10 protein-coding genes are annotated in these 13,321 nt (G+C 54.8%); 5 read left to right on the forward strand and 5 right to left on the reverse strand.

The features are described 5' to 3' along the window. Positions 1 to 36: 36 nt before the first annotated feature. Together IM267_RS05885 and IM267_RS05890 are read right to left on the reverse strand one after the other, a co-directional pair. Positions 37 to 1,056, reverse strand: a complete 1,020-nt coding sequence (locus IM267_RS05885) for an NAD(P)-dependent alcohol dehydrogenase (RefSeq protein WP_063867558.1) — start codon at positions 1,054 to 1,056, stop codon at positions 37 to 39. Positions 1,057 to 1,139: 83 nt separating this feature from the next. Beyond that, positions 1,140 to 1,640, reverse strand: coding sequence for a GNAT family N-acetyltransferase (locus IM267_RS05890; protein ID WP_112791861.1), 501 nt, complete (start codon positions 1,638 to 1,640; stop codon positions 1,140 to 1,142). A 206-nt stretch (positions 1,641 to 1,846) separates the two neighbouring features. On the opposite strand from IM267_RS05890, the gene IM267_RS05895 reads away from it, so the two are divergent. Both IM267_RS05895 and IM267_RS05900 read left to right on the forward strand, forming a co-directional pair. After that, entirely contained in the window at positions 1,847 to 2,698 is an 852-nt protein-coding gene (locus tag IM267_RS05895) for a DUF3289 family protein (protein ID WP_193032999.1), read from the forward strand. Then, positions 2,695 to 3,213: a DUF943 family protein gene (locus IM267_RS05900; protein ID WP_112791859.1), complete on the forward strand. Its 519-nt coding sequence runs from the start codon at positions 2,695 to 2,697 to the stop codon at positions 3,211 to 3,213. Before IM267_RS05895 ends, IM267_RS05900 begins: the two co-directional genes overlap by 4 nt. 39 nt (positions 3,214 to 3,252) lie before the next feature. Here the strand turns inward: IM267_RS05900 and IM267_RS05905 are convergent, their stop codons facing one another. The 3 genes from IM267_RS05905 to pepA form a co-directional block, all read right to left on the reverse strand. Next, positions 3,253 to 6,108, reverse strand: coding sequence for a valine--tRNA ligase (locus tag IM267_RS05905; RefSeq protein WP_063867560.1), 2,856 nt, complete (start codon positions 6,106 to 6,108; stop codon positions 3,253 to 3,255). Then, positions 6,108 to 6,551, reverse strand: coding sequence for a DNA polymerase III subunit chi (holC, locus tag IM267_RS05910; RefSeq protein ID WP_193033000.1), 444 nt, complete (start codon positions 6,549 to 6,551; stop codon positions 6,108 to 6,110). The genes IM267_RS05905 and holC overlap by 1 nt, the downstream gene beginning before the upstream one ends. Before the next feature lie 117 nt (positions 6,552 to 6,668). Continuing rightward, entirely contained in the window at positions 6,669 to 8,180 is a 1,512-nt protein-coding gene (gene pepA, locus IM267_RS05915; protein ID WP_063451022.1) for a leucyl aminopeptidase, read from the reverse strand. Between the two features lie 265 nt (positions 8,181 to 8,445). Here pepA and lptF point away from each other — a divergent pair, with 265 nt between their 5' ends. From lptF to arcB, 3 genes are all read left to right on the forward strand, one after another. After that, on the forward strand, positions 8,446 to 9,546 hold the full coding sequence (gene lptF / locus IM267_RS05920; RefSeq protein WP_193033001.1) for an LPS export ABC transporter permease LptF: 1,101 nt from the start codon (positions 8,446 to 8,448) through the stop codon (positions 9,544 to 9,546). Beyond that, positions 9,546 to 10,628, forward strand: coding sequence for an LPS export ABC transporter permease LptG (gene lptG / locus IM267_RS05925; protein ID WP_063451024.1), 1,083 nt, complete (start codon positions 9,546 to 9,548; stop codon positions 10,626 to 10,628). The genes lptF and lptG overlap by 1 nt, the downstream gene beginning before the upstream one ends. A gap of 137 nt (positions 10,629 to 10,765) precedes the next feature. Then, complete coding sequence (arcB, locus tag IM267_RS05930) at positions 10,766 to 13,099, forward strand: aerobic respiration two-component sensor histidine kinase ArcB (RefSeq protein WP_193033002.1); 2,334 nt, start codon at positions 10,766 to 10,768, stop codon at positions 13,097 to 13,099. The last annotated feature ends 222 nt before the right edge of the window (positions 13,100 to 13,321 follow it).

The following is a 13,321-nucleotide window of genomic DNA, read 5'->3' on the forward strand; positions in this document are numbered from 1 at the left end:
CCGGGTCAGGCGAAGCCGCCACCCGGCAAACTCATATCAGAAATCCGCTTTCAACACCACGCGGTAACGGGCTTTACCGTCGCGTACGTGCTGGATCGCTTCGTTGATTTTCGACATCGGATAAAGCTCGGTGGTCGGCGCCACTTTGGTGCGGCCGGCAAACTTCATCAGCTTGCGCAACTCATATGGCGTGCCGGTAGCCGAGCCGGATATGCTGCGATCGCCGCCGATCAGGGTAAACGCCGGAACCGGCAGCGGCTTCATCACCGCGCCCACGGTGTGGAAGTTACCGCCGTAGGCCAGGGCTTCAAAGTACGGCTGCCAGTTGAGATCAACGTTGACGGTGTTAATGATCAGGTCAAACTGCCCAGCCAGCGCGTTCAGCGCTTCAGGATCGCGGCTGTTCACCACCTTGTCTGCACCCATCGCCAGCACTTCCTGCTCTTTTGCCGGGTTGGAGCTGAACGCCGTCACTTCACAGCCCATCGCGTGCAGCAGTTTGATGGCAATATGCCCCAGACCGCCAATACCGATTACGCCCACGCGGCTGGTGGCGGTGACGTGGTGCATCAGCAGCGGTTTGAAGACGGTGATACCGCCGCACAGCAGCGGACCTGCGGATTCAATATCAATGCTGTCCGGCAGCGGGATAACCCATTGCCAGTCCGCGCGAAGCTTATCGGCAAAGCCGCCTTTGTTGAGGATGGTAGGAACAGCGCCTTCGGTGCAGTTAACCTGATTACCGCTGATACAGGCGTCGCAATGGCCGCAGCTGCGTGCCGTCCAGCCAATGCCCACGCGCTGGCCCACTTTCAGCCCTTTGTCCTGCGCGGCGCTGCCGAGCGCCGCAACGCGACCAATCACTTCGTGTCCGGCAACCAGCGGATAGCTGGAAAAGCCCCATTCGTTGTCGATCATCGAGAGATCCGAGTGGCAGATCCCGCAGTAATCAACCTGTACCTCGACGTCTTCCGCTTTTAGTTCGCCCGCATCGTACTCATACAGCTCTAGTTCTGCACCCGCCTGCGGTGCGGCGTAGCTTTTTATCTTCGACATCGCGTTTCCCCTGTTTTGGTGTGAACTGAGAGTGTAGAGCATTCAGTTTACAGTCGCTTAACAGAAGACGGCAGGAACGAAACTTATAGACTTTTCAGCATTCTGACTTCGCAGTCCACGTGGCCCGTGCAGCCCAGTGGCGCGTCGATATGCTCAAAGCCCAGATGTTCATACAGGCCAATGGCCTCTTTAAGGAACGCGGTGGTTTCGAGGTAGCAACGTTTAAAGCCCTGTGAGCGTGCATGTTCCAGGGCGATCAGCGCCAGCTTTTTCGCCAGGCCTTGGCCGCGTATCGCGGGCAGAAAATACATTTTCTGTAGTTCACAGATATCCGGCTCGCTGCAAAGCAGGGGGGCAATGCCGCCACCGCCCACGACCTGTCCGTCCTGCTCGACGACCCAGTACGCATGACCCGGCTGGCTGTACAGCTGAAAAAGTTCGTCCAGATTCGGGTCGGCCACGGTGTAGCCTTTGTCGGCGGTCAGACCGTATTCGGCAGAGACCGTGCGGATAACGGCGGCGATAGCCGGGTTGTCGCTGGTGGATATCCGGCGGAGTGTAGGGAGGGACTGCGTGGAACTCATTTTGTTACTCAATCGAAAAACAATTTATCATAGTGATATTTGATACCACCCTCTTTTCTCTCATGCAAGACCGATATTTACCATGCGAAAATTTTTCATCTTTAACCCGTTTTTTCGTTGCATTGCTCAAGTTTTATTTTTTAAATTTCTCTTAAATTACCTTCTGGTTTAAAGGGGAGTTATATTATTTATAAGATTGATGAATTATGAATATAGATGCGCTTTTATCAATGTCTCTGCCGTGTGAGATTTTTTTAACGTTCCATCGTTTCGAAAATTATTATACTGATGATATGCAGTGTGGCGATTTGAACGATTGGGACTTTCAGCAACTGGGTCTGGAGGACATTTCTGCTCGTGTCGACCCATTCAGGTGTTTGAAATTTGATATGATGGCTAGTTTTAACACCCATGCTTTCGGATTCGGACTTCAGCAAAAGCAGGGAAGGCCGATTAGCCGGCAGCACTGCGCAGATATTATGTTCGATGAGATGAAAGAGCTATCTACGCAATTTGCTAGCGGGTTGTATGCTCCTCTTATTGGTGAGCTAATCGACCATTTTCATTACGGCAACGGGCACCCATGGACTGGTGTCCGTTTGAACCACGCGTATGAAGAGATCATCAAGGGTGTTGGAACAAATGATGTGCTGAGGAAAATTTGGGAGGCGATAGATAATCATTTATATTTGAAGCGGCAAGCAAGTCTGGATTATCGTTTTTTTAAGGATTTGAAAGGAAAAATAAATCATTTGAGATTACCAAAATTCAATCGTTTTATTGATAGGTTTAATGGTTTGGGGATAAGCATACATGATGTTTATGCGCAACAAATCAAATTAGTACGTTTCCAGCGCTATGCCATGTCATGGGAGGGATTGCTTTCTTTTAAAGGGCAGGATCATTTTGGCCTCGGCAGAGAAGATATTGCTAACGAACTTTATAAAAATTTGCGCTTTTTCCGCATCTGGTTTTTCCTGCAACGACATCGTGATTATGCATTCAAGCCATTTATGACTAACTTTAGTGCGCATATTCCTGTTAAGGGTGGAGTATGAATTCGAAATCTAAAGTCGTTATCGGGAGTCTGGTGTTACTGATATTCAGCTACCTGCTGTGGACACAACGACCTGTCACTGTTATCCGGGCAGGGAGTCAGGTTGAATACGACCCTACGTTTGTGTTAGAGCAGTTCGCGAGCAAAGATAGAAGGTTCGAGTCATACGATATTGTAGTGAATCACTTTCCATTAACCGAGTGGGGGCGAATTCACTGGTACCTGGAACATAAAGAAGAGCTGAAGAAAATATACAATATTCCTTCGAGCGATTCTTATACTATTACTTTTTGGGATATTGGCAGCGGATTTGCTGATATTCAAACATCCAGCGATGGCGATCTGTATTGTTTTCCTCCGAAAAATGATACGGAGAAGCACTGTATCGAAAAAAATATTCTTCTTGATGTTGAATTCGACACGGCAACCTACGAAAGGTTTTCTTTCAGCGGGAGTGAGTATTACTGGATAACCATGCCTGACGGGAAGCTGGTACGAATAAAAAATGCCTTATAAAAGAAAACGCCGAAGAGAGCCTCCGGCGTTTTCATGATATTACAGAGCGGCGATAACGGCCTGCTGCTCGATCAGTTTGGTCTTCGCATCGGCGAAGGCAACCAGACGCTCACGCTCTTTGGCGATGACCGCTTCCGGCGCGCGGGCCACAAAGCCCTCGTTCGCCAGTTTGCCTTCGATTTTTGCAATTTCCACGTCGACTTTCGCCACTTCTTTCGCCAGACGAGCCAGCTCAGCGTCTTTGTCGATCAGGCCCGCCATCGGGATCAGCAGCTCCGCACCGTCGATGATTTTTGTCACGGAAACCGGACCTTTGTCATCGGCAGGCAGCACGGTGATGCTTTCCAGACGCGCCATGGTTTTCAGGAAGGTGTTGTTCTCGGTGACGCGACGAACGGCAGCGTCGCTGCAACCGCGCAGCAGCAGCTCCAGTGGTTTACCCGGCGCGATGTTCATTTCTGCACGGATGTTACGTACCGCAACGATCGCCTGCTTCAGCCACTCGGTATCCGCAGACGCGGCTTCATCCACTTTCGCGGCGTCGAAGGCCGGGAACGGCTGGAGCATGATGGTATCGGCGTTAATACCGGCAATGACCTTCACGCGCTGCCAGATGGTTTCGGTGATGAACGGAATAATCGGGTGCGCCAGGCGCAGCAGGCCTTCCAGAACGGTAATTAGCGTATTACGCGTGCCGCGCAGCTCCGCTTCGGAACCGCCGTTCATGACCGGCTTCGCCAGCTCCAGATACCAGTCGCAGAACTGGTTCCAGGTGAATTCGTACAGAATGCCCGCTGCGATATCGAAGCGGTAGCTGTCCAGCGCGTCGCGGAACGCTTTCACCGTCTGGTTAAATTCCGCCAGGATCCAGCGGTCTGCCAGAGACAGGGTCATTTCGCCGCCGTTAAAGCCGCAATCCTGATCTTCGGTGTTCATCAGCACGAAGCGGCTGGCGTTCCACAGCTTGTTACAGAAGTTACGGTAACCTTCCAGACGCTTCATGTCCCAGTTGATGTCGCGACCGGTAGAGGCCAGCGCCGCCAGGGTGAAACGCAGGGCGTCGGTACCGTGAGACTCAATCCCGTTCGGGAACTGCTTCTCGGTACGCTTGCGGATTTTCTCAGCCAGCTGCGGCTGCATCATATTACCGGTACGTTTTTCCAGCAGCTCTTCCAGAGAGATCCCGTCAACCATGTCCAGCGGGTCGATAACGTTACCCTTGGATTTGGACATCTTCTGGCCTTCATCGTCGCGGATCAGGCCGGTCATGTAGACGGTATGGAACGGAACCTGCGGCTTGCCGTCTTCGTCTTTGATGAAGTGCATGGTCATCATGATCATGCGGGCAATCCAGAAGAAGATGATGTCGAAGCCGGAGACCATCACGCTGGTTGGGTGGAACTGACGCAGCGCGTCGGTGTTTTCCGGCCAGCCGAGGGTGGAGAAGGTCCACAGCGCGGAGGAGAACCAGGTATCCAGCACGTCTTCGTCCTGGCGCAGCGCCACGTCAGCGCCCAGGTTGTTTTCCTGACGCACTTCCTCTTCGGTGCGGCCAACGTAGACGTTGCCTTCGTTGTCGTACCACGCCGGGATGCGGTGTCCCCACCACAGCTGACGGGAGATACACCAGTCCTGAATGTCGCGCATCCAGGAGAAGTACATGTTTTCGTACTGCTTCGGCACGAACTGAATGCTGCCGTTCTCAACCGCTTCCACAGCCGGTTTCGCCAGCACGTCGGCACGGACGTACCACTGGTCGGTCAGCATTGGCTCAATAACCACGCCGCCACGGTCGCCGTACGGCACGGTCAGATCGTGAGGCTTAATCTCTTCCAGCAGGCCGAGCGCATCAACGGCGGCTACGATGGCTTTACGCGCGGCAAAGCGTTCCAGCTTCTGGAACTCAGCCGGGATCTCGCTGGAGTAAACGTCGGATTCGTTGCCTTTGGTGTCGTACACTTCTGCGCTTTCGCGGATATCGCCGTCGAAGGTCAGAATGTTGATCATCGGCAGGGCGTGACGACGGCCCACTTCATAGTCGTTGAAGTCGTGCGCCGGGGTGATTTTCACGCAGCCGGTGCCTTTTTCCATGTCGGCGTGTTCGTCGCCCACAATCGGAATGCGGCGGTTCACCAGCGGCAGCACCACGAATTTGCCGATCAGATCTTTATAGCGCGGATCTTCCGGGTTCACGGCCACGCCGGTATCGCCCAGCAGGGTTTCCGGACGCGTCGTGGCGACCACCAGGTAATCTTTACCGTCTGCGGTTTTTGCGCCGTCGGCCAGCGGATAGCGGATGTGCCACATGGAGCCTTTAGACTCGCGGTTTTCCACTTCGAGGTCAGAAATCGCGGTGCGCAGTTTCGGGTCCCAGTTCACCAGGCGCTTGCCGCGGTAAATCAGGTCTTCTTTGTACAGACGGACAAAAACTTCTTTCACGGCGTTGGACAGGCCTTCGTCCATGGTGAAGCGCTCGCGCTCCCAGTCCACGGAGTTGCCGAGACGGCGCATCTGACGGGTAATGGTGCCGCCGGATTCCGCCTTCCACTGCCAGATTTTGTCGATGAACGCGTCGCGACCGTAGTCGTGGCGGGTTTTACCTTCTTCAGCGGCAATTTTACGCTCAACCACCATCTGGGTCGCGATACCCGCGTGGTCAGTCCCCGCCTGCCACAGGGTGTTTTTGCCCTGCATGCGCTGGTAGCGGATCATGGTATCCATGATGGTCTGCTGGAAAGCATGCCCCATATGCAAACTGCCGGTGACGTTCGGCGGCGGGATCATGATGCAGAAGGACTCTTTGCTTTCGTCGCCGTTAGGCTTGAAATAGCCCTGCTGTTCCCAGTGCTCGTAAAGCGGCTGTTCGATATCGCGTGGGTTATATGTCTTTTCCATTATTTCCAGGTTGCCGTATTCAGGTTAAAACCGGCCAGGCGGTACGCTTTGTAGCGTTCGCGCGCCAGTTGTTTCAAAGATTCTTCGTAAGGGACAAAGTCTACCACTTCTGTGAAAGCGGTGGCAAAATCTGCAAAGTCTGTCCGCAGGCTAATGAGAATGTCGCGCGCGCTGCTGTTGCGTTTTTGCGGCCAGGCTATTTCGACCGGTGCCCCGCCGCGTGGACCTTCGCCCGACAGGTTATGCGGAACAAAACGTTCCGGCGGGCGCGCCCACAGCGCTTCATCCAGGCGAATAGCCTGCTGCTCATCTTCACAGGCAATCAGTACGCGTTTACCTGCGCGCCAACGTTCTGCGGCAATTTCACACACCAGCTGTTCAACGGCGCTGAGGCCATCCTGATGGGTGTCGTTGTCCAGAAGGTAGAACGTTGCATTCTTCATATATGGGGCTTCTTGTCGTGGATTTAAATGCAAAGCCGGGTGGCGCTTCGCTTACCCGGCCTACGGTTGAGTGGCGTGTAGGCCGGGTAAGGCGAAGCCGCCACCCGGCACATTACATCACTCGTCGCCGTTAAAACCCGCACGATTAAGCAGGAACTGCGACAGCAGGGCAACCGGACGTCCGGTTGCGCCTTTGGCTTTACCGGAGCGCCATGCGGTCCCCGCGATGTCCAGGTGCGCCCAGTTATATTTACGGGTGAAGCGCGCCAGGAAGCAGCCTGCGGTAATTGCGCCGCCAGGACGACCACCAATGTTAGCCATGTCCGCGAAGTTTGACTCCAGCTGTTCCTGGAACTCGTCCCCCAGCGGCAGACGCCATGCGCGGTCGCCAGCCTGCTCGGATGCGCCAATCAGCTCATGCGCCAGCGGATTGTGGTTCGACATCAGGCCGGTGATGTGGTGGCCCAGGGCAATCACGCAGGCACCGGTCAGGGTGGCCACGTCAATGACCGCTTCTGGTTCGAAACGCTCAACGTAGGTCAGCACGTCGCACAGCACCAGACGGCCTTCCGCGTCGGTGTTCAGCACTTCCACGGTCTGGCCGGACATGGTGGTCAGGACATCGCCCGGGCGATACGCGCGACCGCCAGGCATGTTTTCGCAGCCTGCCAGCACGCCGATCACGTTGATGGGCAGCTGAAGCTCCGCAACCATGCGCATCACACCGTAAACCGCCGCCGCGCCGCACATGTCGTACTTCATCTCGTCCATGCCTTCTGAAGGCTTGATGGAGATACCGCCGGAGTCAAAGGTCAGCCCTTTACCGACGAGCACGATCGGACGCGCGTCTTCAGACGGATTGCCTTTGTATTCGATGACCGACATCAGGGATTCGTTCTGAGAGCCGTTACCGACCGCCAGATAAGAGTGCATCCCCAGCTCTTTCATCTGCTGTTCGCCGATGACGCGGGTGATAACGTTCTTGCTGTAGGAGTCAGCCAGCTGGCGCGCCTGAGAGGCCAGATACGCGGCGTTACAGATGTTTGGCGGCATATTGCCAAGATCTTTAGCGGCTTTAATGCCCGCAGCAATGGCCAGGCCGTGCTGAATAGCGCGCTCGCCGCTGGTCAGCTCGCGACGGGTTGGCACGTTAAAGACCATTTTACGCAGCGGTCGACGCGGCTCGCTTTTGGTGGTCTTCAGCTGATCGAAGCTGTAGAGGCTCTCTTTTGCGGTTTCGACGGCCTGGCGTACTTTCCAGTACGTGTTGCGGCCCTTAACGTGCAGCTCGGTCAGGAAGCAGACCGCTTCCATTGAACCAGTATCATTCAGTGTATTAATGGTTTTCTGAATAACCTGTTTGTACTGGCGCTCATCAAGCTCACGTTCTTTACCGCAGCCAATCAGCAGAATACGCTCGGACAGGACGTTCGGAACATGGTGCAGCAACAGGGTCTGCCCTGGTTTGCCTTCCAGTTCGCCACGGCGCAGCAGGGCGCTGATATAGCCGTCGCTGATTTTATCGAGTTGCTCGGCGATCGGGGAGAGTCGGCGTGGTTCAAAGACGCCCACAACGATGCAGGCACTCCGCTGTTTCTCCGGGCTACCGCTTTTTACACTGAACTCCATGCACTACGCTCCTGAATCTTAAAGACAACGGCGGCGGCTACGGATAGAATTGAAACCTTTCGTAACTCATGTCCGCCGTTGTGGTGACTTCGTGTTAATCTTACGTTACTACGGTTTCGACACGTCAATAAATGTCATGAAGCGCGAATCCGCCGGGTTTTTTAATCTTAGCGATGATTTCGACGACTCAAGAGAATAAATGACGTTTAAGCCATGAAACAAGCTAAATTCCTGCATAAGACGAGTTTTAACGGGCGTATTTAAAGTGATAATCATAAGATATCTGGTTCGGGAGACGCTGAAGAGCCAACTGGCGATCCTCTTTATCCTCCTTCTGATCTTTTTCTGTCAGAAGCTGGTCAGGATCCTCGGCGCGGCGGTTGATGGCGAAATCCCAACGAATCTGGTGCTTTCCCTGCTCGGGCTTGGCGTGCCGGAAATGGCGCAGCTTATTCTGCCGTTAAGCCTTTTCCTCGGTTTGCTGATGACGCTGGGTAGGCTCTATACCGAAAGTGAAATCACTGTGATGCATGCCTGCGGCCTCAGTAAGGCCGTACTGGTAAAAGCAGCTATGGTGCTGGCGCTGTTCACGGGCATTGTTGCCGCGGTCAACGTCATGTGGGCGGGGCCGACATCCTCTCGCCATCAGGATGAGGTGCTGGCGGAAGCAAAAGCTAACCCGGGGCTGGCGGCGCTGGCGCAGGGGCAGTTCCAGCAGGCGACCGACGGTAATTCCGTTCTGTTTATCGAAAGCGTTGATGGCAACCGCTTCAACGACGTGTTTCTTGCTCAGTTGCGCCCGAAAGGTAACGCTCGCCCTTCGGTGGTGGTGGCGAATTCCGGCCAGCTGGCGCAGCGTAAAGATGGCTCTCAGGTCGTCACGCTGAACAAAGGAACGCGTTTCGAAGGCACGGCAATGCTGCGCGACTTCCGCATTACGGACTTCCAGAACTACCAGGCCATTATTGGTCACCAGGCCGTCGCGCTCGATCCTACGGATACCGAGCAGATGGACATGCGCACCTTAATCAATACCGATACCGATCGTGCCCGTGCTGAGCTGCACTGGCGTATCACGTTGGTATTCACCGTATTTATGATGGCGCTGATGGTGGTGCCGCTGAGCGTGGTGAATCCGCGTCAGGGCCGCGTGCTGTCGATGCTGCCGGCGATGCTGCTGTATCTGGTGTTCTTCCTGCTGCAAACCTCGATCAAGTCTAACGGCGGGAAAGGCAAAATTGACCCGATGATCTGGACCTGGGTCGTGAATGGTTTGTATCTGCTGCTGGCAGTCGGACTCAACTTGTGGGACACGGTGCCTGTGCGTCGTCTACGTGCCCGGTTTACGCGTAAAGGAGCCATCTAATGCAGGCGTTTGGCGTACTTGACCGCTATATCGGTAAAACAATTTTTACCACCATCATGATGACCCTGTTCATGCTGGTGTCGCTCTCGGGCATTATCAAATTTGTCGACCAGCTGAAAAAAGCCGGGCAGGGGAGTTACGACGCGTTAGGCGCCGGAATGTATACCCTGCTCAGCGTGCCAAAAGATGTGCAGATCTTCTTCCCGATGGCGGCCCTGCTGGGTGCGCTGCTGGGCCTGGGGATGCTGGCTCAGCGTAGCGAACTGGTGGTGATGCAGGCATCGGGCTTTACCCGTATGCAGGTTGCGCTGTCGGTGATGAAAACCGCGATCCCGCTGGTGCTGCTGACAATGGCGATCGGCGAATGGGTTGCGCCGCAGGGCGAACAGATGGCGCGTAACTACCGTGCTCAGGCGATGTACGGCGGTTCACTGCTCTCCACGCAGCAGGGGTTATGGGCGAAAGACGGTCAGAACTTCGTCTATATCGAACGCGTGAAGGGTGATGACGAGCTGGGCGGCGTGAGTATTTATGCCTTTAACGACCAGCGTCGCTTGCAGTCCGTGCGTTATGCCGCCTCTGCCAAATTTGATGCCAACAATAAGCTGTGGCGGTTATCACAGGTTGATGAATCTGACCTGACGAACCCGAAACAGATCACCGGCTCGCAGACCGTCAGCGGTACCTGGAAAACCGACCTGACGCCAGACAAGCTCGGCGTCGTGGCGCTTGACCCCGATGCGCTCTCCATCAGCGGTCTGCATAACTACGTGAAGTATCTGAAGTCCAGCGGACAGGATGCGGGGCGTTACCAGCTCAACATGTGGAGCAAAATCTTCCAGCCGCTGTCGGTGGCGGTGATGATGCTGATGGCGCTGTCGTTCATCTTTGGCCCACTGCGTAGCGTGCCGATGGGGGTTCGCGTGGTAACCGGTATCAGCTTTGGTTTCGTGTTCTACGTCCTCGATCAGATTTTTGGTCCGCTGACGCTGGTGTACGGCATTCCGCCAATTATCGGCGCGCTGTTGCCGAGCGCCAGTTTCTTCCTGATCAGCCTCTGGATGCTGCTAAAACGTTCCTGATAAACCTTCATCCTCGCCCCCGGTTGCTCGGGGGCGAGGCTAATCTCCTGTTTCACTCCGCACTTTTTCTCACAACCTGCAACGCCTCGCCGTGAATTTGAGTATTATTGAGCGATAAAGTCGTGAAGGGATCCTCTATGAAGCAAATTCGAATGCTGGCCCAGTACTACGTCGATCTGATGATGAAGCTCGGGCTGGTACGTTTTTCCATGCTGCTGGCGCTGGCGCTGGTCGTTCTGGCCATCGTCGTGCAAATGGCCGTCACCATGGTTCTGCATGGCCAGGTCGAGAGCATCGACGTCATCCGCTCTATTTTCTTTGGCCTGCTGATTACCCCGTGGGCGGTCTATTTCCTCTCCGTGGTGGTCGAGCAACTGGAGGAGTCCCGACAGCGTTTATCAAAGCTGGTGGATAAGCTGGAAGAGATGCGCGAACGCGATCTCAAGCTCAACGTCCAGCTCAAGGACAATATTGCCCAGCTGAATCAGGAAATTTCAGACCGAGAGAAGGCGGAAGCCGAGCGCCAGACCACGCTGGAGCAGCTCAAAATTGAGATGAAAGAGCGTGAAGTCACGCAGATCCAGCTTGAACAGCAATCCTCTTTCCTGCGCTCGTTCCTCGATGCATCGCCGGATCTGGTGTTCTACCGTAACGAAGATAAAGAGTTTTCCGGCTGTAACCGGGCCATGGAGCTGTTGACCGGGAAAAGCGAAAAGCAGCTGATCCACCTGAAGCCGCAGGACGTCTATTCCGAAGAGGCGGCGGCAAAAGTGATGGAGACGGATGAAAAAGTCTTCCGCCATAACGTCTCGCTGACCTACGAGCAGTGGCTGGACTACCCCGACGGGCGCAAAGCCTGCTTTGAGATCCGCAAAGTGCCTTATTACGATCGGGTGGGTAAACGTCATGGTCTGATGGGCTTTGGCCGCGATATCACCGAGCGTAAGCGCTATCAGGATGCGCTGGAGCGCGCCAGCCGTGACAAGACCACCTTCATCTCCACCATCAGCCATGAGCTGCGTACGCCGCTTAATGGCATTGTGGGGCTGAGCCGCATTCTGCTGGATACCGACCTGACCAGCGAGCAGGAAAAATACCTCAAAACGATCCACGTTTCGGCGGTCACGCTGGGCAATATCTTCAACGATATTATCGATATGGATAAGATGGAGCGCCGTAAGGTTCAGCTCGACAACCAGCCGGTTGATTTTACCGGCTTCCTTGCGGACCTGGAGAACCTGTCAGGTTTGCAGGCCCAGCAAAAAGGGTTGAGCTTTGTGATGGAGCCGACGCTGCCGCTGCCGCATAAAGTGGTGACGGACGGCACGCGGCTGCGTCAGATCCTGTGGAACCTCATCAGCAACGCCGTGAAGTTTACCCAGAAGGGGCAGGTAGCGGTGCGCATTCGTTATGACGAAGGGGACATGCTGCACTTTGAAGTTGAGGACTCGGGTATCGGCATTCCTCAGGAGGAGCAGGACAAGATCTTCGCCATGTATTATCAGGTTAAAGACAGCCACGGCGGTAAACCGGCAACGGGCACGGGCATTGGCCTGGCGGTGTCGAAACGCCTGGCGAAAAGTATGGGCGGGGATATCACCGTTGCCAGCCAGCCGGGTAAAGGCTCAACCTTTACCCTTACCGTACACGCGCCTGCCGTCGCTGAAGAGGTGGAAGATACGTTCGAGAACGACGATATGCCACTACCGGCCCTGCACGTTCTGCTGGTGGAAGATATTGAGCTGAACGTCATTGTTGCCCGGTCGGTACTGGAAAAACTCGGCAACAGCGTGGATGTGGCAATGACCGGCAAAGCCGCGCTGGAGATGTTCACGCCGGGCGAGTACGACCTGGTGCTGCTTGATATTCAGCTCCCGGACATGACCGGGCTGGATATCTCCCGCGAGCTGACGCGCAAGTACGCCCCTGACGAGCTGCCGCCGCTGGTGGCGCTGACCGCAAACGTGCTGAAAGATAAAAAAGAGTACCTCGAGGCCGGTATGGACGATGTGCTCAGCAAGCCGCTGGCGGTACCCGCCCTGACGGCGATGATCAAGAAGTTCTGGGATACCTGTGATGAAGAGGAGAGCACCATGACGTCTGTTGATAGCGCCAAAGCCCAAGCGATACTCGATACCGCCATGCTGGAGCAGTATATCGATCTGGTGGGACCAAAACTGATCACCGACGGTCTGGCCGTGTTCGAAAAAATGATGCCGGGCTATCTGAACGTGCTCGAATCTAACCTGACGGCGCGTGACCAGAAGGGCATCGTCGAAGAGGGACATAAAATCAAGGGCGCGGCTGGCTCCGTCGGGTTACGCCATCTCCAGCAGCTGGGCCAACAGATTCAGTCGCCTGATTTACCTGCGTGGGAAGATAACGTGGGTGATTGGGTTGAAGAGATGAAACAGGAGTGGCAGAACGATGTGGCGGTGCTGAAAGCCTGGGTGGAATCCAGAAAAAAATGACCCCGGCTATACCGGGGTGCGCGAATACTGCGCCAACACCAGGGAAATCGTGGCTGCGCCTGATTTTTATGGGTTGTTTTCGCATGGACGCCGCCTGAAAATTGAGGCCGCACGCAGATAAGATAGCAAATCTTAAACAGTTTGTTACATGAATCAGTGAAATGTGTGAAGCATAGCGTTTTAATCAGAATTTTTAATGTGCTTCGGCGAGTTGCTTAGAAG

This window comes from Enterobacter cloacae complex sp. P15RS, assembly GCF_014895905.1.
Lineage (GTDB): Bacteria > Pseudomonadota > Gammaproteobacteria > Enterobacterales > Enterobacteriaceae > Enterobacter > Enterobacter quasihormaechei.

Excerpts from the sequence above, each read along its gene's own strand:
- IM267_RS05885 (WP_063867558.1), bottom strand. The coding sequence starts at position 1,056 with ATGTCGAAGATAAAAAGCTACGCCGCACCGCAGGCGGGTGCAGAACTA.
- IM267_RS05890 (WP_112791861.1), bottom strand. The coding sequence starts at position 1,640 with ATGAGTTCCACGCAGTCCCTCCCTACACTCCGCCGGATATCCACCAGC.
- IM267_RS05895 (WP_193032999.1), top strand. The coding sequence starts at position 1,847 with ATGAATATAGATGCGCTTTTATCAATGTCTCTGCCGTGTGAGATTTTT.
- IM267_RS05900 (WP_112791859.1), top strand. The coding sequence starts at position 2,695 with ATGAATTCGAAATCTAAAGTCGTTATCGGGAGTCTGGTGTTACTGATA.
- IM267_RS05905 (WP_063867560.1), bottom strand. The coding sequence starts at position 6,108 with ATGGAAAAGACATATAACCCACGCGATATCGAACAGCCGCTTTACGAG.
- holC (WP_193033000.1), bottom strand. The coding sequence starts at position 6,551 with ATGAAGAATGCAACGTTCTACCTTCTGGACAACGACACCCATCAGGAT.
- pepA (WP_063451022.1), bottom strand. The coding sequence starts at position 8,180 with ATGGAGTTCAGTGTAAAAAGCGGTAGCCCGGAGAAACAGCGGAGTGCC.
- lptG (WP_063451024.1), top strand. The coding sequence starts at position 9,546 with ATGCAGGCGTTTGGCGTACTTGACCGCTATATCGGTAAAACAATTTTT.
- arcB (WP_193033002.1), top strand. The coding sequence starts at position 10,766 with ATGAAGCAAATTCGAATGCTGGCCCAGTACTACGTCGATCTGATGATG.